This window comes from Bacillota bacterium (assembly GCA_023511835.1).
Taxonomy (GTDB): Bacteria; Bacillota; Sulfobacillia; order JAIMAT01; family JAIMAT01; genus JAIMAT01.
This window is the reverse complement of record JAIMAT010000103.1, coordinates 1-5849: the sequence shown is the minus strand read 5'-3', so window position 1 is coordinate 5849 and position 5849 is coordinate 1. Positions and strand designations below refer to the sequence as shown.

Annotated in this window: 5 protein-coding genes; 1 reads left to right on the top strand and 4 read right to left on the bottom strand. The window is 75.0% G+C overall.

Going from position 1 to position 5849, the window contains the following annotated elements; translation table 11 throughout:
- Positions 1 to 346 (bottom strand): MarR family transcriptional regulator (locus K6U79_10595; GenBank protein MCL6522799.1); only part of this gene is annotated, 346 nt, incomplete at its 3' end.
- A gap of 201 nt (positions 347 to 547) precedes the next feature.
- Here K6U79_10595 and asnB point away from each other — a divergent pair.
- The gene (gene asnB / locus K6U79_10590) at positions 548 to 3205 is read left to right on the top strand and encodes an asparagine synthase (glutamine-hydrolyzing) (GenBank protein MCL6522798.1); all 2658 of its coding nucleotides are present in this window, start codon (positions 548 to 550) and stop codon (positions 3203 to 3205) included.
- Here the strand turns inward: asnB and arcC are convergent.
- The 3 genes from arcC to K6U79_10575 form a co-directional block, all read right to left on the bottom strand.
- Entirely contained in the window at positions 3202 to 4173 is a 972-nt protein-coding gene (arcC, locus tag K6U79_10585; protein MCL6522797.1) for a carbamate kinase, read from the bottom strand. The genes asnB and arcC overlap by 4 nt on opposite strands.
- A 13-nt stretch (positions 4174 to 4186) precedes the next feature.
- Complete coding sequence (gene argF / locus K6U79_10580) at positions 4187 to 5125, bottom strand: ornithine carbamoyltransferase (protein MCL6522796.1); 939 nt, start codon at positions 5123 to 5125, stop codon at positions 4187 to 4189.
- A gap of 49 nt (positions 5126 to 5174) precedes the next feature.
- On the bottom strand, positions 5175 to 5849 hold a 675-nt coding region (locus K6U79_10575; protein MCL6522795.1), incomplete at its 5' end, for an arginine deiminase.

The window sequence follows — 5849 nt, the reverse complement described above, 5'->3', positions numbered from 1 at the left end:
GCGTCCGGCGCCGGTCGCGGGGATCCTCCTCGCGCCGGACCAGGCCGAGGCGGGCCAGGCGGTCGACCAGCGCGCTGGTGGTGGGCTCGCTCACCCCCAGCCTCTCGGCCAGGCGGCCCACCGGCATGGGGCCGCCCTGGGCGAGGGCGAAGAGCCCCTTCAGCTGGCCCATGGTCAGCTCCAGCTCGAGCCAGCGGTGCGCCTCGGCGCCCTGGGAGAGGACGGCCAGGCGGCGGAGCTCCTTCAGGCTGCGCAGCACGCGCCGCCGGCGCTCGCCCCCCGGCTCGCCCGCCTCCGGCCAACTCTCCGCGCCCGGCCCGCTCCCGCCCCTCGCCCGCAGTTCCATCCGCCCGCCCTCCGCCCGGGGTCCGGCGCCGCGGCCAGCCTCACCCCGTGACGACTCCATAGCCTACGCCGAACCGTTCGTGGTTGCAAACCGATCGCTGCGCCGCCCGGCCCGTCCGGCGGCCGCGGCGGCGGCGTGGCATAATGGTGGACGTCCTGTCGCCCTGTGCCGACCTCCCACCCTGCGACAGAGAAAGCCGGGATGGACATGTGCGGGATCGCGGGCTTCTGGGGGCCGCCGGAGCGGCCGCGCCTGGAGGCGATGACCGCGGTGCTGCGCCACCGCGGTCCCGACGACGAGGGTTTCTTCGAGTCGCCGGCGGCCAGCCTCGGCTTCCGCCGCCTGGCCATCATCGACCGCCAGGGCGGCCGCCAGCCCATGGGCAGCGAGGACGGCCGCGTGCAGGTCGTCTTCAACGGCGAGATCTACAACTTCCGCGAGCTGCGGGCCGAGCTGGCCGCCGCGGGCCACCGCTTCCGCACCGCCTCCGACACGGAGGTGATCGTGCACGGCTGGGAGGCGTGGGGGGAGGAGTGCTTCCTGCGCTTCAACGGCATGTGGGCGGTGGCCGTCCTCGACCTCCGCGGCCCGGCCCCGCGCCTGGTCCTGGCGCGCGACCACTTCGGCATCAAGCCGCTCTACTGGACCGAGGCGGCCGGGCGGCTCCTCTTCGCCTCGGAGATCAAGGCGCTCCTCCGCAACCCCGAGGTGGAGCGGCAGCCCGACGAGCAGCACGTCTACGAGTACCTGGTCCACGGGCTGCACGAGCACGACGAGGGCACCTTCTTCGCCGGCATCCACCGCCTTCCCGCGGCCCACCGGCTGGTGGTGGAGGAGGGCGGCCGCCGCCTGGAGCGCTACTGGGAGCCGCGCCTGGGGAGGGATGCCGAGCCCGATCCGGGGCGCTTCCTGGAGCTCTTCGAGCGGTCGGTGGAGCGGCGGCTGGTGGCCGACGTGCCGGTGGGCACCTGCCTCTCGGGCGGGCTCGACTCCAGCTCGGTGGTCTGCGTGGAGGAGCGCCTGCTCCGGCGCGGCGCGCCCGACGCGGCCTCGCTGGGCGGGCGCCTGAAGACCTTCTCGGCGCTCTTCGAGGGCGACCCCATCGACGAGAGCGCCTACGTGCGCGAGGTGCTGGCGGCCGTCGACGCCGAGGGGTACGCCGTCCACCCGGAGTCGGGACATTTCGTCGAAGAACTGGGCGAGCTGGTCTGGCACCAGGAGGAGCCCACGGTGAGCACCGGCCCCTACGCCCAGTGGTGCGTCATGCGCCTGGCGGCGGAGCACGTGCGCGTCACCCTGGACGGGCAGGGCGGGGACGAGCTGCTGGCCGGCTACGTCCCCTACCACTTCGTCTACCTGCGCCAGCTCCTGCGCCAGCGGCGCTGGCGCAGGCTCCTCCGCGAGGCCTGGGCCTCGCGCGACGTGCTGGCGCCGCTCCTCCGCCGGCGCCTGGCCCAGCGCCGCCGGGCGCTGCCGGTGCGCCGGCTGCTGCGGCCGGACTTCCTCGGGCGGGTGCGGCCGCCGCGCCGACTGCCCAGCCAGGACGACCTGAAGCGCCGGCTGCTGGAGGACCTGACGGTCTTCAGCCTGCCTTCGCTCCTGCGCTACGAGGACCGGAACTCCATGGCCCACTCGGTCGAATCGCGCCTGCCCTTCCTGGACCAGGAGCTGGTGGAGTACATCCTCCGCCTGCCGGAGGAGGCCATCATCGACGGCGGGTGGAGCCGCGCCATCTTCCGGCGCGCCATGAAGGGCGTCCTGCCCGAGCGGATCCGGCTGCGCCGCTGGAAGGTAGGCTTCACCACGCCCGAGATGCGCTGGCTGAAGGCGCAGCGCGCCGCCGTGCAGAGCCTCCTGCGCTCGCCCGGCTTCGCCGCGCGCCCGTGGTGGGACGGCCCGGCGGTGGCCGAGGCCTTCGCCGCCGCCTGCGAGGGACGGGTGGAGGACTCCTTCTTCTTCTGGCGGGCGCTCAACCTGGAGATCTGGATGCGCCTCTTCGTCGACCCCGCGGAGCCGCCCGCGGGACCCGCCGACCCCTTCCGGCTGGGCGACCGCGCGGCCGCCGACGGGCTGGAGGAGCCCGCCCGGGCGGAGGCGCTCGGGCTGCTGGACCGCCACAGCGCCAACCCGCGCCGGCAGCTCCTGGCCTTCTCGCCGGTGGACGGCGGGACGTGGGCGCGGGTGCCGCTCCGGACGCGCCTCGTGCGCGCCGGCGACCGACTGGAGGAGGTGCTGGCCGAGGCGCTTGAGGCCGCCGGGGTGGCGCCCGGCGAGGGCGACCTCTTCGCCCTCAGCGAGAAGGTGGTGGCCATCAGCCAGGGGCGCTCCTTCGAGGTGGAGAGCATCCGCCCGTCGCGGCTGGCCGTCTGGCTCTCGCGCTTCGTCCGGCGGACGGCCTCCGGCATCGGCCTCGGCATCCCGGCCACCATGGAGCTGGCCCTGCGCACCGCCGGCGCGCCGCGCGTGCTGCTGGCGGCCGCGGTGGGCGGCGCCGCCCGCCTGCTGGGGGTGCGCGGCCTCTTCTACCGGCTGGCCGGCAGCCAGGTGGCGGCCATCGACGGTCCCACGGCGGGCACCATCCCGCCTTACAACCGCCACGCCAAGCTGCCGCCGGCCGATCCCGACGGCGTCGCCCGGCGGCTGGCCGCCTGGCTGGAGGCGCGCTACGGCCGCCGCGTCGGCGTGGCGGTGGTCGACGCCAACGACCTGGGCGTCCGCGTGCTGGGCGCCAGCACCGGCGTCGACCGGCCGCTGGTGGCCTCGCTCTTCCGCGACAACCCCCTGGGCCAGGGGAGCCAGCAGACGCCGCTGGCCTGGCTCCACCGCCTGGCGGGGCCGGCGGCCGCGCCTCCCTCCTAGGCGCGCACCGCCACCGCGTCGGGCAGGACGTGCGTCCCCGTGGCGCCGGCCAGGGCGCGCTCCGCCTCGGCCAGGGAGGCGATGACGGCCTCGCGCCCGCCCGCCTCCAGGAAGCGGACGGCCGCCCGCACCTTGGGCCCCATGCTGCCCTCGGCGAACTCGCCCGCCGCCAGCAGGCCCCGCGCCTCCGTCCGCGAGAGGCGCTCCAGGGGCCGGGCGTCCGGGCGGCGGTAGTGCAGGTAGGCGTGGGAGACGTCGGTCAGCATCAGCAGGCGGTCGGCCCCCACGTCGACGGCCAGCCGCTGGGCGCCCAGGTCCTTGTCGACGACGGCCTCCACGCCCTCGTAGAGCCGCCGCCCGTCCGGCAGCCGCCGCTCCACCACGGGCACGCCGCCGCCCCCTGCCGCCACCACCAGCACGCCGGCCTCCACCAGCGCGCGGATGGCCTCGCGCTCGACGATCCGCACGGGTTCCGGCGAGGGGACGACACGCCGCCAGCCGCGGCCGGCGTCCTCCTTCAGGCGGTAGCCCCGCTCCACCGCCAGCCGCGCCGCCTCCTCCTCGCCGTAGAAGGGGCCGATGGGCTTGCTGGGCTCGCGGAAGGCGGGATCGTCCTCGCGGACGACGGTCCGCGTCACCAGCGCCGCCACCGGCCGCTCCGGCCCCAGTTCGGCCTGCAGCGCCTGCACCAGCATGTAGCCGATGAAGCCCTGCGACTCGGCGCCGCAGACGTCCAGCGGCATGGGCTCCACCTCGCCCGCCGCCCGCTCGTTCTGCAGGAGGATGTTGCCCACCTGGGGCCCGTTTCCGTGGGTGACCACCACCCGGTAGCCGGCGCGGACCAGCGCCGCCACCTGCCGGGCGGCCAGGCGGACGTTCTCCGTCTGCTGGGCGTACGTGCCCCGCTGCCCCGGCTGCAGGATGGCGTTGCCGCCCAGCGCCACCACCAGCCGTTCCGTCTGCTCCAAGCCCCCGTCCCCCTCAGAGTAGGGTGACCAGCATCAGCGCCTTGATGGTGTGCTTCCGGTTCTCCGCCTGGTCGAAGACGCGGGAGACCTCGCTCTCGAAGAGCTCGGCGCTCACCTCCTGCCCCTTGTTGGCCGGCAGGCAGTGGAGAAAGATGCTCCGCGCCCGTCCCGTGGCGGCCATCAGCGCGCCGTTCACCTGGTACGGCGCCAGGATACGGCGGCGCTCCTCCGCCTGGTCCTCCTCGCCCATGGAGGCCCAGACGTCGGTGTAGACGGCGTCCGCCCCGCGGACGCCCTCGCCCGGCTCGTGGACCACGCGCACCTCCGCGCCGGGCAGGGAGGCGGCCCGGGCCGCCTCCAGCCACTCCGGCCGCGGCGCCAGTTCCGGCGGGCAGACGACGGTCAGCGAGACGCCCATCTTGGGCAGGCCGGTGAGGAGCGCGTGCGCCATGTTGTTCCGCCCGTCGCCCACGAAGGCCAGGGAGAGGCCCTCCAGGCGTCCGAAGGCTTCCTGGAGGGTGAGCAGGTCGGCCAGCACCTGCGTGGGATGGTCGCTGTCGGTCAGGCCGTTGTAGACCGGCACCCCTGCCCAGCGCGCCAGGCTCTCCACCGTCTCCTGCGCGTAGCCGCGGAACTCGATGGCGTCGTACATCCGCCCCAGCACCCGGGCGGTGTCCTCCACCGACTCCTTGACGCCCAGGTGGATGTCGTCCGTCGAGAGGAAGGAGACCCATCCCCCCTCCTCCCCGAAGGCCGTCTCGAAGGCGGAGCGCGTCCGCGTCGACCGCTTCTCGAAGATGAGCGCCAGCGACTTGCCCTCGAAGCGGCGCCGGACGACGCCTGCGCGCCGCTCCGCCTTCGCCTGGCGGGCCACCTCCAGCAGGAGGCTGATCTCGTCGCGCGACCATTCCTGGAGCGAGACCAGCGAGCGTCCCCTCAGGCTGCCTGCCATCCTCGTCCACCCCGTCCTTTCCCGCCGCCCTCCCGGCCGGCGACCGCCGTCAGCGGCCGGCCGCCTCCCGCTCCAGCGGCATGCTCATGCAGCGCGGGCCGCCGCGCCCCCGGGAGAGCTCGGCGCTGGGAATCTCGAGCACCTCCACGCCGTGCCGGCGAAGGAGCTCGTTGGAGATCCGATTCCGGTCGTAGGCCACCACCACGCCGGGCGCCAGGGTCAGCATGTTCGATCCCTCATTCCACTGCTCGCGCGCCGAGGCGATGACGTCGCCGCCGCCGCACGGGATGAAGAGGGGTCGCTCGACGCCCAGCAGCTCGGAGAGGGTGGCGGCGAAGTCGCGGCGCTCCTCGATGCGCAGCCCTTCCGGCGTCCGGCCCGGGGAGAGCAGGAAGTGACGCAGGTGGTGCCCGTCGCCGACCACGCCGGCGTGGACTGCGAACTTGTCGCGGTCGACCATGGTGAAGACCGTGTCCAGGTGCATGGACGCCCGCGCCTTGGGGATCTCCACCGCCACCACGCGGCGGACACCCGACCCGCCCAGGAAGAGCCGCTGCGCCAGCCGCTCCACCGCCTGGGGTGCGGTCCGCTCGCCCACCCCCACCACCACCGTCTCCTCGCTGAGAACGTGGACGTCGCCGCCCTCCAGGGGGAAGCGCTCCGTCCGCTCGAACCAGAGCGGCGCGCCCGCCTCCCGGAAGGCGGGGTGATGGCGGACCACGAG

Bases quoted from the DNA above. Each gene is read 5' to 3' on its own strand.
- asnB (MCL6522798.1), top strand. From the start codon at position 548: ATGGACATGTGCGGGATCGCGGGCTTCTGGGGGCCGCCGGAGCGGCCG.
- argF (MCL6522796.1), bottom strand. From the start codon at position 5,125: ATGGCAGGCAGCCTGAGGGGACGCTCGCTGGTCTCGCTCCAGGAATGG.